Annotated in this window: 14 protein-coding genes; 11 read left to right on the plus strand and 3 right to left on the minus strand. The window is 66.5% G+C overall.

Annotation, left to right across the window (positions count from 1 at the left end):
• Positions 1-62: 62 nt before the first annotated feature.
• From OG874_RS42015 to OG874_RS42035, 5 genes are all read left to right on the plus strand, one after another.
• Positions 63-794 carry a rhomboid family intramembrane serine protease gene (locus OG874_RS42015; protein ID WP_330252573.1) on the plus strand — a complete coding sequence of 244 codons (732 nt, stop codon included), beginning with the start codon at positions 63-65 and terminating at the stop codon, positions 792-794.
• Between the two features lie 78 nt (positions 795-872).
• The gene (locus OG874_RS42020; protein WP_330252574.1) at positions 873-1637 is read left to right on the plus strand and encodes a cyclic nucleotide-degrading phosphodiesterase; all 765 of its coding nucleotides are present in this window, start codon (positions 873-875) and stop codon (positions 1635-1637) included.
• 42 nt (positions 1638-1679) lie between these two features.
• A complete protein-coding gene (gene rph / locus OG874_RS42025; protein ID WP_330252575.1) occupies positions 1680-2450 on the plus strand; it encodes a ribonuclease PH in 771 nt (256 codons plus the stop codon).
• Complete coding sequence (gene rdgB / locus OG874_RS42030; RefSeq protein WP_330252576.1) at positions 2450-3061, plus strand: RdgB/HAM1 family non-canonical purine NTP pyrophosphatase; 612 nt, start codon at positions 2450-2452, stop codon at positions 3059-3061. The genes rph and rdgB overlap by 1 nt, the downstream gene beginning before the upstream one ends.
• A 235-nt stretch (positions 3062-3296) precedes the next feature.
• Positions 3297-3602: a hypothetical protein gene (locus tag OG874_RS42035; protein WP_330252577.1), complete on the plus strand. Its 306-nt coding sequence runs from the start codon at positions 3297-3299 to the stop codon at positions 3600-3602.
• 3 nt (positions 3603-3605) lie between these two features.
• On the opposite strand, the gene OG874_RS42040 is transcribed toward OG874_RS42035, so the two are convergent.
• From OG874_RS42040 to OG874_RS42050, 3 genes are all read right to left on the minus strand, one after another.
• Positions 3606-3986, minus strand: coding sequence for a DUF3817 domain-containing protein (locus OG874_RS42040; RefSeq protein WP_442943221.1), 381 nt, complete (start codon positions 3984-3986; stop codon positions 3606-3608).
• Positions 3983-4450 (minus strand): transcriptional regulator, encoded by a 468-nt coding sequence (locus OG874_RS42045; protein ID WP_330252578.1) that lies wholly within the window; start codon positions 4448-4450, stop codon positions 3983-3985. The genes OG874_RS42040 and OG874_RS42045 overlap by 4 nt, the downstream gene beginning before the upstream one ends.
• Positions 4451-4545: 95 nt before the next feature.
• Positions 4546-5421 carry an oxidoreductase gene (locus OG874_RS42050; protein ID WP_330252579.1) on the minus strand — a complete coding sequence of 292 codons (876 nt, stop codon included), beginning with the start codon at positions 5419-5421 and terminating at the stop codon, positions 4546-4548.
• Between the two features lie 175 nt (positions 5422-5596).
• Between OG874_RS42050 and OG874_RS42055 the strand changes: the two genes are divergently transcribed.
• The 6 genes from OG874_RS42055 to OG874_RS42080 all read left to right on the plus strand — a co-directional run bounded on the left by OG874_RS42055 (position 5597) and on the right by OG874_RS42080 (position 13487).
• A complete protein-coding gene (locus tag OG874_RS42055; protein WP_330252580.1) occupies positions 5597-7630 on the plus strand; it encodes an MDR family MFS transporter in 2034 nt (677 codons plus the stop codon).
• A gap of 54 nt (positions 7631-7684) precedes the next feature.
• Positions 7685-8332 (plus strand): PadR family transcriptional regulator, encoded by a 648-nt coding sequence (locus OG874_RS42060; protein WP_330252581.1) that lies wholly within the window; start codon positions 7685-7687, stop codon positions 8330-8332.
• 216 nt (positions 8333-8548) lie between these two features.
• The gene (locus tag OG874_RS42065) at positions 8549-9760 is read left to right on the plus strand and encodes an FAD-dependent monooxygenase (RefSeq protein WP_330252582.1); all 1212 of its coding nucleotides are present in this window, start codon (positions 8549-8551) and stop codon (positions 9758-9760) included.
• A 105-nt stretch (positions 9761-9865) separates the two neighbouring features.
• Complete coding sequence (locus tag OG874_RS42070; protein WP_330257648.1) at positions 9866-10624, plus strand: ABC transporter ATP-binding protein; 759 nt, start codon at positions 9866-9868, stop codon at positions 10622-10624.
• Positions 10609-12177, plus strand: a complete 1569-nt coding sequence (locus OG874_RS42075) for a hypothetical protein (RefSeq protein ID WP_330252583.1) — start codon at positions 10609-10611, stop codon at positions 12175-12177. The genes OG874_RS42070 and OG874_RS42075 overlap by 16 nt, the downstream gene beginning before the upstream one ends.
• Before the next feature lie 386 nt (positions 12178-12563).
• The gene (locus OG874_RS42080; protein ID WP_330252584.1) at positions 12564-13487 is read left to right on the plus strand and encodes a LysR family transcriptional regulator; all 924 of its coding nucleotides are present in this window, start codon (positions 12564-12566) and stop codon (positions 13485-13487) included.
• Positions 13488-13628: the final 141 nt, after the last annotated feature.

Consider the following 13628-nt stretch of genomic DNA (forward strand, 5'->3'; position numbering starts at 1 on the left):
AAGAGCGGGCTCGTGGTCGAGTGCAGCTGTCGACGGCGTGACCGCTCGACGAGGAGGTTGCGATGACCGGTGGTTCGGGAATCGGTTCGTCGTTCGATCCGGAGCGGATCGCCGCACTGCGGGCCCAGTTGGGGCAGCCGGTCGGTTCGACGCCCGGCGTGCCGCCCCCCGGCACGCCGACCAAGCCGAACAACTTCGCCCCCGTCAAACAGCTCTGGCTGCGCGCGGGCATCACCATCACCGCATTCGTCGCCCTGCTCTACGGCATCGAGGGCGTCGATGAGCTCGACGACAACAAACTCGACTACTCCGGCATCGAGCCACGCGAGGCGGACGGTCTGTGGGGCATCCTCTGGGCCCCGGTCTTGCACCACGGTTGGGACCATCTGTTCGCCAATACGCTCCCGGTGCTGGTCCTGGGTTTCATCACGCTGCTGGCGGGCATCGGGCGCGGGTTGGCGGCGACCGCGATCATCTGGATCGTGGCCGGCGTGGGCGTCTGGCTCACCGGCGCCACCGGATCGGTGCATCTCGGCGCGTCCTCGCTGATCTTCGGCTGGTTGACCTTCCTGATCTCGCGCGGCTGGTTCGCCCGCAATATCGTGCAGATCGGCATCGGCCTGGTTGTACTGGCGATTTACGGCTCCGTGCTGTGGGGTGTGCTACCCGGACAGCCCGGAATCTCTTGGCAGGGACATCTTTTCGGGGCGGTGGGTGGAGTGCTTGCCGGTTGGGTACTCTCCGGAGATGAACGTCGACACCGTCGCGGGGAACGAGCCGGAGTCAATGCGTAGTCGCGGTATTCGTGCGACTGGCAGCCGAATGTGGGGGATCGGTTCTTGACTGAGAAATCGTCGTGGCAGCATGGGGGAATGCGCCTTACCGTCCTCGGGTGCTCGGGCAGCGTGTCCGGCCCGGACTCCCCTGCGTCGGGCTACCTGCTGAGCGGGCCGGATATGTCGCCGGTGGTCATCGATTTCGGGCCCGGTGTGCTCGGCGCGCTGCAGCGCTACGCCGATCCCGGTGAGATCGATATCTTCCTCACGCATCTGCACGCCGACCACTGCCTGGATCTGCCCGGGCTGCTGGTCTGGCGGCGCTACCATCCGACACCACCGGTGGGGCAGGCGATCGTGCGCGGTCCGTCCGACAGCCCACAGCGCATCGGCAATGCCTCCGCCGAGATCGGTGGTGAATGCGACGACTGGTCCGACGTCATCGATCACCAGCCGTGGGTCGACGGCGCGGCGGTCGAATTCGGTCCGGGCCATACGGTGCTCGCGCGCCGGATGTATCACCCGCCGGAGTCCTACGGCCTGCGCATCGGCACGGCGGCCGGCCGGACCTTCGTCTACACCGGCGACACCGCGATGTGTGATGCGGTGGTCGAACTCGCGCAGGGCGCCGACCTTTTGATGTCGGAGGCGTCCTGGACACACGACCCGGCGAATCGGCCGCCCGGTATCCATCTCTCGGGCACCGAGGCGGGCATTGTCGCGGCGCGCGCGGGCGTGAAAGAGTTGCTGCTCACCCACATTCCGCCGTGGACCTCCCGCGAGGATGTGATCGCCGAGGCGAAGGCGCAGTTCTCCGGCCCGGTGCACGCCGTCACCCCTGGCGAGACCTTCGACATCTGACCGGTTGTCCCGCGCGGTATGCCATGTGACTAGGCTGACCGCGTGTCGAGACGAGCCGATGGCAGGGCGGACGATGAGCTCCGCGAGGTACGGATCACCCGTGGATTCACCACGCATCCAGCCGGTTCGGTGCTGGTGGAGTTCGGGCAGACCCGCGTGATGTGCACCGCGAGCGTCACCGAGGGCGTGCCCCCGTGGCGTCGCGATTCCGGACTCGGCTGGCTGACCGCCGAATACGCGATGCTGCCCGCGGCCACGCATACCCGCAGTGGTCGGGAATCGGTGAAGGGCAAGGTCGGCGGGCGCACCCAGGAGATCAGCCGGTTGGTCGGCCGGTCGCTGCGCGCGTGCATCGATCTGGCGGCTATCGGCGAGAACACCATCGCCATCGACTGCGATGTGCTGCAGGCCGACGGTGGCACCAGGACCGCCGCCATCACCGGCGCGTATGTCGCGCTCTCGGATGCGGTCACCTACCTGGGCGCGGCGGGCGGACTGGCCGACCCGCAGCCGATCTCGTGTGCGATCGCCGCGGTGAGCGTCGGCGTGGTCGACGGCCGGGTGCGGCTGGACCTGCCCTACGAAGAGGATTCGCGCGCCGAGGTGGATATGAACGTGGTCGCCACCGATACCGGCACACTCGTCGAGATCCAGGGCACCGGTGAGGGCGCGACCTTCCCGCGCTCCACGCTGGACAAGATGCTCGACTCCGCGCTCGCGGGTTGTGAGCAGCTGTTCGTGGTGCAGAAAGAAGCGCTGGCGCTGCCGTATCCCGGTGTGCTGCCGCAGCCTTCTGAGTCGAAGAAGAAGTAATGTCGCGCCGCGTTCTGGTTGCCAGCCGCAATGCCAAGAAGCTGAACGAACTGCGTCGGATTCTCGCCGACGCGGGTATCGCGGGCATCGATATCGTCGGGCTGGACGATGTGCCCGCCTACGACGAGGCGCCCGAGACCGGCGCGACGTTCGAGGAGAACGCGCTGGCAAAGGCCCGCGACGGTGCGGCCGCCACCGGATTGCCCTGTGTCGCAGATGATTCCGGCATCGCGGTGGACGCGCTGAACGGCATGCCCGGGGTGTTGTCCGCGCGCTGGTCCGGGGGACACGGCGATGACGCGGCCAACAACGTACTGCTGCTCGCCCAACTCGGCGACGTGCCGGACGAGCGGCGCGGGGCGCGGTTCGTGTCCACCTGTGCGCTGGTGGTTCCCGGCGGGGAAGAGATCGTGGTGCGTGGCGAATGGCCCGGCGCGATCGGTCGCAAACCGGTGGGCGACAGTGGGTTCGGCTACGACCCGCTGTTCATTCCGGCTGGCGGCAATACCACTGCGGCCCAGCTGACCCCGGCCGAAAAAGACGCCGTCTCGCACCGCGGCCGTGCCCTCACCCAACTCCTCCCCGCACTCGCCGCACTCGCCGAACACTGATCCGCTGGCCGGGAACTTGCCCGTTTGCCGACGGCGGCCCGCCGCTTGCCGGGCGTTGACTTGCTTGCCGGGCGTTGACTTGCTTGCCGGGCGTTGACCTGCTTGCCGGGCGTTGACCTGCTTGCCCGGCGTTGACCTGCTCGCTAGGCGTTGACCTGCTCGCCGAGAATCGGCTCGCGCAACAAGCCGGTGCGCATTACCGCAGGTGGGGGCCTCGCGCGCTTAGGGTGATGCCATGCGCTACGCCGTCTACCTGGATACGGTGCCATCGGCCGACACACCGCCGCTGGACGAATTGCAGATGATCGGGGTGACGACGGTGCTTACCGAGCAGTTCGGTGAGATGGACCCGGTCACCATCGATCAGTACTGGCTCGGGGCTCATCCCGAGGGGGTGATCGTCAAGATCTGGGTCGATGTCGATACCCCGCAGCTGGCCGAGGCGGTCGCCATGGAAGCAATGGAGCGGGTACTGGGCGCGGCCGAACCCATGCCCAATTGGCTGGTGACCGGGGTCACCTCCGAAATGGCCGACGACTAGCGATCAGATGTCGAAGTCCTGCTTCACCTTGTTCGCGTTGACATGTTCGACGAAGAAGGACAGCAGTGGAATCGTGCCCGCGATCAGCGTGCCGACCGTGCGCATGATCGGCCAGCGCACCTTGACCGCCAGATCGGCGGTGACCAGCAGGTAGACGAAGTAGACCCAGCCGTGCACGACCGCGATCCAACTCGGGGTGTGCACGTCGAAGCCGTATTTGGCGATCATCTCGCCGGTGAGCAGCAGCAGCCACAGACCGGTCACCCAGGCGAGGACGCGATAGCGCAGCAGCGCGGGCTTGATCTTCGCGATATTCCCGGTCGAGCCGGTTGGCTCCCGCGTCAGCGCCGGAGTGGATTCGGTCGAGTTCTCGCTGGTGGTCAACCGGCACTCCTCTGGGTGTCGCGGGTGTCGAGGCCCGCCTGGTGGACTTGTTCGTCGATATCTTTGGCGTGCAGTTCGGCCAGGTACCTGTTGTACTCGGCGAGCACCGGGTCTTCGTCCCGGACGGCCTTGGGACGTTCCGGCAGGATGCCCGCCGGAATCTCGCGCGGCGCAACAGGTTTCGTGGCTTTGCGCGGCTTCGGGCGCACCGCGGCAGGCTTGTCGGCATCCTGTTCGTCCGCGGACTCGGTCTCGAGCCGCACGAAGCGGAAGTACGCGAAGACCGCGAATCCCGCGAACAGCGGCCACTGCAACGCGTAGCCGAGATTCTGGCCGGTGCCGCTGGCGGATTCGAACCGCTCCCATTGCCACCACCCCAACGCCAAGCAGGCGAGGGCGGCCACGATCACCAGCACAATGAGGGCCGGGCGATTGTGTGCCGAGCGGCGAGGTGGAGCGGACACGGTTACCACGGTACCCGTCTACTACACGGTACGTAGGACCAGGTCGGCCCGGCAGGCCCGTCGAGCTCGACGAGCCTGCGCGAAGGCGGCGGGCCTCAGAACTTGTAGGTGATTCCGGTCATTCGCTCGGATTCTTCCCACAGGCGGCGCAGCAGTTCGGGGTTGTTCGACAGCTTGCTCGATGGTGACGGCTCCACCGGGCCCTGGCTCTGGAACCAGCGGTTCGGGCCCCAGTAGGTGGTGGGGTCGGCGTCGGGCATGGTCGCGGCGAACAGAGTCGAGTGCGCGGCCTTGGCCGGGGGATGACCGACGATCCGGATGAACGGCTTGCTGATGTGGTCCAGTGGGGTCTCGGTCTTGGCGAACAGGTCGGTCGCCGAGACGCCGGGGTGCACCGCGTAGGAGCGCTTATCGGATCCGGCCTCGGTCAGCCGCTGCTGCAGTTCGCGGGCGAACATCAGGTTGGCGAGCTTGGACTGGGCGTAGGAGAGGTTGCGCTGGTAGCGACGGTTCTCGTAGTTCAGATCGTCGATCCAGAGCTTCGGCGTCTGCTTGTGCGCGATGCTGGCCAGGCTCACCACCCGGTCGCGGATGCGATCCAGCAGCAGTCCGGTCAACGCGAAGTGTCCGAGATGGTTGACCCCGAACTGGGTTTCGAAGCCGTCCTTGGTGCGCGAGAACGGAATATTCATCAGACCGGCGTTATTGATCAGCACATCGAATTCGCCGGTCTTGTCGGCGAATTCGCGCACCGAGGCCAGATCCGCCAGATCCAGTTGCTCGACGCGGATATCGCCGTCGATCCGGTCGGCGATCGGCCGCGCCTTCTCGATGTTGCGACAGGCCATGATCACCGTGCCGCCCTTGCTCGCCAGCACCGTGGTGGTTTCGACACCGAGGCCGCCATTTGCTCCGGTGACGATGAAGGTGCGCCCGCTCTGGTCGGGTATATCTTTCGGGTTCCACGCCATAAGCCGACCTTACTCTGGAGTAAGTTTCCGGGGAAGAGCGACACGAGTTTCGAATCCAGTTGGCCGGCGTGCGGACTGTGCCGTGCGCGTCGGCCGACCTCACCGCCGCTCGATCCATGATTCGCTGCCGTGTCGCTGAACGACCCGAATGGCGACAACCGACCATACTGGGCCAATGACCGGTGCAGTTGCTGTCGCCGAAAAACCCGCTGAACCGTTGAGCAAGGCCAAGACCAATATTGTATTCGCCACGATTGTGCTGGGTATGCTGCTGGCGGCACTGGATCAGACGATCGTGTCCACCGCGCTGCCGACGATCGTCGCCGATCTCGGCGAGGCCGGACATATGGCGTGGGTGGTCACCGCGTATCTGCTCGCGGAGGCGGTCGCCACCGCGCTGGCGGGCAAGCTCGGCGACCTCTTCGGCCGCAAACTGATCTTCCAGCTCAGCGCGCTGATCTTCATCATCGGCTCGATGATCGCGGGTCTGGCCAACGGGATGATGCTGCTGATCATCGCCCGTGGCATCCAGGGTTTCGGCGCAGGCGGCCTGATGGTCACCGCGATGGCGCTGATCGCCGACACCATTCCGCTGCGGCAGCGCGGTAAGTATCAGGGCGCGCTCGGTGCCGTCTTCGGCGTCACCACGGTGATCGGTCCGACGCTGGGCGGACTGTTCACCGACCACGCGAGCTGGCGCTGGTGCTTCTACGTCAACGTGCCCGTCGCGGTGATCATGATCGCGATGGCCGCGCGCACCATCCCGCGGGTGCGCACCGTCGTCAAGCCGATCATCGATTACGCGGGCATCGGGCTGGTCGCGGCTGGCGTCTCCTGCCTGATCCTCGGGCTGGAGTGGGGCGGACAGCAGTACGCGTGGGGCTCCGCGACGATCCTCGGGCTGTTCGCGGCGGCGGTGCTGCTGTTGGCCGCGTTCGTCGCGGTCGAGCTGCGGGCACAGGAACCGATGCTGCCGATGGGCTTGTTCCGCAGCCGGGTCTTCACGGTGTGCTCGATCCTCAGCTTCATCGTCGGCTTCGCGATGCTCGGCTCGATGACCTATCTGCCCGCGTATCTGCAATACGTGAACGGGGTTTCGGCGACCGCATCCGGGATCCGCACGTTGCCGCTGGTGGTCGGGCTGTTCATCACCTCGATCCTGTCCGGGCAGGTGGTCGGCAAGACCGGTCGCTACCGGTACTTCCCGATCGCAGGCACGCTGGTGATGGCAGTCGGGCTGTACCTGATGTCCACCATGGGCCGCAACACCGGTATCTGGCTGGAATCGCTGTACATGCTCGTGCTCGGTCTCGGCATCGGACTGACCATGCAGGTGCTGACCATCGTCGTGCAGAACACCGTGCCCTACGCCCAGCTCGGCACCGCGACTTCGGGTGTCACCTTCTTCCGCACGCTCGGAAGTACCTTCGGCACGGCCATTTTCGGCACGCTGTACACCAACCAGATCGGTCCCAATCTGACCGATGCGCTCACCCAGGTCCGGGTTGTATCGCCGGAGGTCGCGGCGAATCCGCAGTCGCTGCGCGCGCTGCCGCCGGAGGTGTCGGCACCGATCATCGATGCCTACGCCGAATCCATCGATCACGTCTTCCTGTGGGTGGTGCCGGTCGCGCTGGCCGGTTTCGTGATCGCCTGGTTCCTGAAGGAGGTGCCGTTGCGTGATAGTGCCCGCGCGGGTGCGACGGATGTGGGCGAGGGCTTTTCGATGCCGGAGTCCCCGGACCGGGTGGTGCTCTTGGAGCGTGCCGTCTCCGACACTGTGCGCAAGGCGCACGCCGAGGGGCCGATCGGCCCGCGCATTCTCGCGGACTCGGGTAGTGCGCTGAGTCGCGGCGAAGCCTGGGCGTTGGGGCAGGTGTACCTGCACACGCGAATCAGAGGCGTGGCAACCCTGGACGCGATCGCACAGCTGCACAAGGTGCCGGACGAGGTCATCGAGCCGATCTACGACCGGGTGATCGGGTGCGGCTACCTCACCGAAGATGACGGCGGACTGCGGCTCACCGGTGCCGGACAGGCCGAGGTCGACCAGATCCAGGCGTCGTGGCAGCGCTGGCTCGATACCAGGCTCGACGACTGGGACTGCGCCGATCCAACCGACCGAGCGTTGCTCGACCAGGCCCTGGCGAACATCGCCGCCAAGCTCCTGGACGAAGAAACCAGGGAAACGGAATCCGTGCGCGCCTGATACTTGTGCCCGAATACTCGTAGACGTATATTCGTATACGAGTAAGGAGGTGCCATGGCCGCGAAGCGCAAGGTGAACAATCTGCTGGCGCTGGCGGTGCTCGCGACCGTCATCGAACGGCCGATGCATCGCTACGAAATCGCGTCGAAGATGCGCGAGCGCGGCAAGGACCGCGATATGGACGTCAAGTGGGGTTCGCTGTATACCGTCGTGCAGAACTTGGCGAAGGCGGGCTTCCTCGAAGTTGTCGGCAACGAGCGCGACGGTGCTCGGCCCGAACGCACGATCTATGCGATCACCGATGCCGGTCGCGCCGAAATGGTCGATTGGACAAGGGAATTGATCGCCCAACCAGAACCGGAGCACTATCGGTTCACGGCCGGACTCTCCGTGGTGGCGGCCTTGCCGCCGGATGAAGTCGTCGAGTTACTCGGCCAGCGCATCGAGGCGCTGAGTCGCATCATCGAGGCTGCGCGCCGAGAACTCGACGAGATCGCGGCGACCAATCTGCCGCGGCTGTTCCTCGTCGAAGGCGAATACGGCCTGGCGATGTTGGAGGCCGAGGCGGTGTGGGCGCGCTCGCTGCGTGCGGAGATCGCCGAGGGCACGTTCCCCGGTGTCGATCTCTGGCGGCATATGCACACGGTGGGCATGGAGCCCGCCGAAGTCGCGGAGCTGATCGAAAGGGGGATGACGGAATAGCTTCCGCACCCGGTGCGCCGGGTGCGATTGATCAGTTGAGACCAGGCCCGGCGGGGTGCGGCAACACCGCCGCCGAGCCCGATGTAACCGTCTCGAACCGCGTCCGCATGCGCGCACCCGGCTACAAGGCTGGCAACCACAGGATAACTGGGTGAGCGATGCGGCGGTCGGTTCGGGCTTCGAATGAACCCGTAACGCACAAATTGGAGTACACCCATGTCGACAACCGAAACCGCCATCGTCATCGGCGGTGGCATCGCCGGACCGGTCACCGCCACCGCACTGCGGAAGGCCGGCATCGCGGCTCGCGTCTACGAGGCCTATCCCGGCCCGACCTACGGCATCGGCAGCGGACTCGCGCTCGCGCCGAATGGCGTTGCCGCCCTTGATATCGTCGGCGCGGGCGACCTGATTCGCGAGATCGCAAGTCCGGTATCGCATATGGAGATGTCCGTCGGCGGCAAGACCCTGCACATGCCCGAGTTGGTCGACGTGCCGTCGTTGAAGTTGGTCGACCGCAACGACTTGCATCGGACGCTGCACGATCACGCGGTGGCCGCGGGCGTTCCCTTCGAGTACAACAAGCGCCTCGTCCGGGTGGACGAGGACATCGATGGCATCACCGCGCATTTCGCCGATGGCAGCACGGCCACCGCCGATGTGCTGATCGGCGCCGATGGCATCCGGTCCACCGTTCGCGGACTCATCGATCCGAACAACCCGGGACCCGAGTACACCGGCATGATCGGTTTCGGTGCGATGATCGAAAACGATGATCTCGGACTCCCGCCGGAGACAATGGTTTTCGCGTTCGGGAAGAAGGCGTACTACCTCTACGGGACGGTCGAGGGCAACAAGATCATGTGGGGCGCCAACCTGCCGCACAAGGAATATCTGTCGTTGACCGAGGCGCGGGCGATTCCGGCCGAGCATTGGGTGCAGATCCTGCGGGAGACCTACGCCGAGGACACCCCCGGCGGCGAATTCGCCCGTCGGACGACCGCCGAGAACCTGGAAACAACTGGGGCACTGCATATTATGCCGCCAGTGCCACACTGGTACCGGGGTCGCATGGTGCTGGTCGGCGATTCGGTGCACGCGCCGTCGAACAGTTCGGGCCAGGGCGCCTCGCTCGCCATCGAGAGCGCGGTGCAGCTGGCGCGCTGCCTGCGGGATCTGCCCGATCACACCGCGGCCTTCGCCGCCTATGAGGGGCTGCGGCGGCCGCGGGTGGAGAGTGTCGCGGCGCGGGCGCGCAAGATCAACCACAGCAAGACGCCGGGGCCGGTGGCGCGCAAGATGATGTCATTGCTCATGCCGCTGCTGATCAAGGGCATGAACCCGGAGAAGACCATGGGCGCCGAGCAGCGGTATCGGATCGAGTGGGATGCGCCGGTGCAGCAGGAGTTGGCCGCTTCGACGGCGTAATCGAGTGCTGCCTGTCCCGGAATCGGGGCAGGCAGCGCTTTCGAACCGGACGGCCTCGTGTTCCGTACCGTAGGAGATGGGAACAGAAATCGAGGGGGGACCGTGTTGACTGATGCCGCGCTGCAATTGACCGGGCTGTACAAACGGTTCGGCGGCCCGTGGGTGGTCGACAATGTCGGCCTCACCGTGCCGCCGGGCTCGTTCTTCGGGCTGGTCGGCCCGAACGGTGCGGGCAAGACGACCACCTTGTCGATGGCCTGCGGGTTGCTCCGGCCCGACGCCGGACAGGCGCATATTTTCGGCGCCGATGTGTGGGCAGATCCGATTGCCGCGAAGACATTGGCGGGGGTGCTGCCGGATGGACTGGCACTGCCGGAACGTCTGACAGGACGAGAACTGTTGACCTATACCGGTTTACTGCGCGGCCTGCCCGCGAAGACGGTGGCCGAACGGGCCGAGGAATTGCTCGGCGTCTTCGAATTGACCGGCGCCGAACGCACGCTCGTCGTCGACTACTCGGCGGGTATGCGCAAGAAGATCGGGTTGGCCACGGCATTGCTGCACGCGCCGAAGCTGCTCGTGCTGGACGAACCGTTCGAGGCCGTGGATCCGGTGTCGGCCGGCACGATTCGCACCATCCTGCAGCGGTTCGTCGCGGCGGGCGGCGCGGTGGTGCTGTCGAGTCATGTGATGGCGCTGGTGGAGAACCTGTGCGATCGCGTCGCGGTGATCACCGCCGGACGGGTGGTCGCGGCGGGCACCCTCGATGAGGTGCGCGGGGAGAGCACCCTGGAGGCGGCCTTCGTCCATCTGGTCGGTGGCCGGGTCGGCGGGGAGGACGGGCTGTCATGGTTGGCGTCCTGATCCGGATGCGGTTGCTGCTCACCAAGCGAGCGCTGGGCAACGGTTGGCAAGGTGTCTCGTTCATCAGCGGCATGATTGTCGGCGTCGTATTCGCGCTGATCACGGCGAGTCTTATCGGATTCGCGGTCCGCGACGGCGACGTGCGTGGTGGGATCACCGTTGCCGCGGCCTGGTACGGGATCTGGACCCTCGGCTGGCTGTGCGGGCCGGTACTGATGGGCAGTAGCGATGAGACCGTGCAGCCCGAACAGTTGCGGTTGCTGCCGCTGAGTCATCGGCAGTTGGCCACCGGGCTCTTGGCCGCGGCGTTCGTCGGCCCCGCGCCGGTGATCAATCTGCTGGCGTTCAGCGGGCTGATTGTGCTTGCGGTGCAACTGAGTTGGGCGGCGGCCGCAGTGGCAGTGGTCGGTGTGGTGCTGCAGTTGATCTTCGTGGTGGTGCTGTCACGGGTGGTGCTGGCCTGGATCGGCGCGGCGATGCGCTCGCGGCGCGGGCGCGATCTCGGGGTGCTGCTCGCCGGTCTCGCGGGGCTGGCCTATTACCCGATGAGTTATTTGCTGAATCATGTTGATGTGGTGCGCGATTCGGCACCATGGCTGGCGGATGTGCTGCGTGCCCTGCCTTCCGGTTGGGCGCCCACCGCAGTGGGTGCGGCGGCGCGTGGCGAGTGGTTGTCGGCGTTGCTCGGGTTGGGTGGGCTGCTCGTGTTGACGGCGGTGTTGTGGCAGGCCTGGTCGGTGCTGCTGCGACGGCGGTTGACCGCGCCGATGGGTGCGATATCCGGTGCTGCCGGGCGCGGACTGCTGTTGAATCGGGTGCGGCCGTCGGGGCCGGTCGGTGCGGTGGTGGTCAAGGAGTTGCGTACCTGGTCGCGGGATAGTCGACGGCGTGCGGCGCTGCTGCCGGTGCTGCTGGTCGGCGCGCTGCTTCCGGTGTTTCCTGCGGTACAGGGCGATAGTTCCCGAGGCGTGGTGTTCGCGGGGGTGAGTGCCGCGTGGTTCGCGGGTCTGGCGGCCAACAATCTCTATGGCTATGACGGCACGGCGCTGTGGCAGACGTTGGTGACGCCGGATGCGGTGCGCGCCGATGTGCGTGGGCGGCTGCTGGCCGTATTACTGGTGATCGGCCTGCCGACGCTCTTGCTCGCTTTGGTGCTGCCGGGTGCGCTCGGTCGCTGGGCGATGTATCCGTGGACGCTATCGCTGCTGTGCACCGTGCTCGGCGTGGGCGCGGGTGCGGCCGTATACCTGTCCGTCACCGCGCCCTACCCACTACCGCCACGGACCGGAAATCCCTTCGCCTCCTCCGGAAACCCGGGCTGCGCAAAGGCTTTGGTGCAAGTCGTGACCAGCTTGGGGCAACTGGTCGCGGTGATCCCGGTGCTGATCGTGCTGATCGTCGGACGGGTTCTCGACCTGACCGCGGTGCTGTGGCTGGCGCTTCCGCTCGGGATTGCGATCGGCGTCGCTGGTGCTGTCGTAGGTGCGCGGCTCGCCGAGCAGCGGTTGTCCCAGCGCGGTCCGGAAGTCCTCGCGGCGGTTCAGCCGCGTTGATGTCGTGATCGGTTGGTGGGGTTGGGGGTGTGGCGTGGTTCGGTCGTGTTGGTGTCGGCTGTGATTGGTTGGTGGGGTTGGGGGGTGGCGTGGTTCGGTCGTGTTGGTGTCGGCTGTGATTGGTTGGTGGGGTTGGGGGGTGGCGTGGTTCGGTCGTGTTGGTGTCGGTCGTGATTGGTTGGTGGGGTTGGGGGGTGGCGTGGTTCGGTCGTGTTGGTGTCGGCCGTGATCGGTCGGTGCGGCCCGGAGGTGTTGCGCGGTCCAGTTGGTGTCGAGTCTCGACCGGCCAGATGTGGTCGCGCACGACTGATACAACGGCGGCATTGCTCGGATCGGGTCGGCCGCGATCGGCTTTTTGATCATCGGGAGAGAAATACACTGGGTGGGTGGGCGATAGGAATTCCGATGGCAGTCTGGATCTGAATCAACTGCGGACGTTCCTGGCGGTGCATCGGGCGGGGTCGGTGACGGCCGGTGCTCGGTTGGTCGGGTTGTCGCAGCCGACGGTGACCACACAGTTGCAGGCGTTGGAGAAGCGGCTGGGATATCGGTTGTTCGAGCGGTTGCCGCGCGGCGTGGTTTCGACCGCGGCGGCGGTGGAATTGGCGGCCCGGGTGTCGGGGCCGTTGGACGCACTCGACGGGGTCGCGGGTCGTACCGTGCCCGACGAACCGGAGCCGCAGCCGCCGGTGCGCTTGGCCGGACCCGCCGAAATGCTTGCGGTGCAGGCACTTCCGGCGCTCGCACCGTTGATCGCGCGCGGGGTGCGGCTGATGGTCACCGCTGGGCTGTCCGAGGAACTGCTGGCTGGGCTCCGCGCCGGACACTACGACCTCATCGTGTCCACCGTGCGTCCCCGTGGCCGGGCACTGGTCGCCGAACCCCTCGTCGACGAGGAGTTCGTGCTGGTCGCCGCACCCGAAATGGCCGACCGCATCGACACGACGCGGCTCCGCACCGACGGACCCGCGGCCCTGACCGGCCTTCCGCTGGTCAGCTACGCCGCAGACCTCCCCATCCTGCGCCGCTATTGGCGACACGTATTCGGCGTCCGCCTCTCCGCCGAAGCCGCAGTCGTCGTCGCCGACCTGCGCGCCGGCGCCGCGGCCGTCGTCGCCGGCGCCGGCATCAGCGTCCTCCCGCGCTACCTCTGCGCCACCGAACTGTCCTCGGGCGCACTGATCCCACTACTCGACCCCGCCGACCCACCCATCAACACCGGCTTCCTGGTCCGCCGCCCCGGCCCCGCCTCCCACTCCCACATCGACCTGGTCCACGACCAACTACGAGCCGCCGGCCGCACCTGGTGAACCTATATCTGACATGTAGGCGGCCGGCCCCAGCACCGCACACATATCCGTGTGCGACCAACTGCGAACGGAGGGCGGCACTCATCGGTGAGGACGCACGGCCGCGGACCGGTGCTCCCGAAACAGCCGCTGCCCTTTCGG

Origin of the sequence: Nocardia sp. NBC_00565, from assembly GCF_036345915.1 — a bacterium.
In the GTDB taxonomy this organism is placed as follows: Bacteria; Actinomycetota; Actinomycetes; order Mycobacteriales; family Mycobacteriaceae; genus Nocardia.